Origin of the sequence: Bifidobacterium sp. UBA4282 (assembly GCF_002394995.1) — a bacterium.
GTDB classification, from domain to species: Bacteria; Actinomycetota; Actinomycetes; order Actinomycetales; family Bifidobacteriaceae; genus Bifidobacterium; species Bifidobacterium pullorum_B.
The window spans coordinates 3961-4357 of the sequence record NZ_DGVO01000008.1 but is presented as its reverse complement, the minus strand read 5'-3'; the positions used below and the strand labels follow the sequence as shown (position 1 = coordinate 4357).

The window sequence follows — 397 nt, the reverse complement described above, 5'->3', positions numbered from 1 at the left end:
TCACCTTAATATACTCGCACCCGTGCGTGGGGATCACCCACTGGAGGTTGGAGGGCTGGAGGTCCTTCTGGCGCCAGAGGTCACGGGCGCTCTGCAGCTGCTGGATCCCCATGAGCTGGAAGTAGTCGGCGAGGTTCACTTTCAGGTCCTTGTCGCCTACATTGAAGATGCCGATGGCGTGGGCGCCGTCGGCCAGCGGGCGAGCCCAGATCTGGATGTCGCCATTCTCCACCACGCGGTCTGCCTGCTTGCCCAGGAGATCCTGGTTGATGGCGTTGACCTCGTTGTTGCAGAGGAGGTTGATGGTGAATTCGTCCATTTGGGCGATGTCACAACCGATGAGCATATTCGAAGCGAGAAGGGTCCAGAGGGTGATGTGCGTGTACTGCTCGTCGGG

At 59.7% G+C, this 397-nt stretch carries 1 pseudogene; it reads right to left on the bottom strand.

Annotation, left to right across the window (positions count from 1 at the left end):
* Nucleotides 1–319: pseudogene (locus B4C31_RS00930) on the bottom strand (hypothetical protein); the annotation flags it as partial.
* Between the last annotated feature and the right edge of the window lie 78 nt (nt 320–397).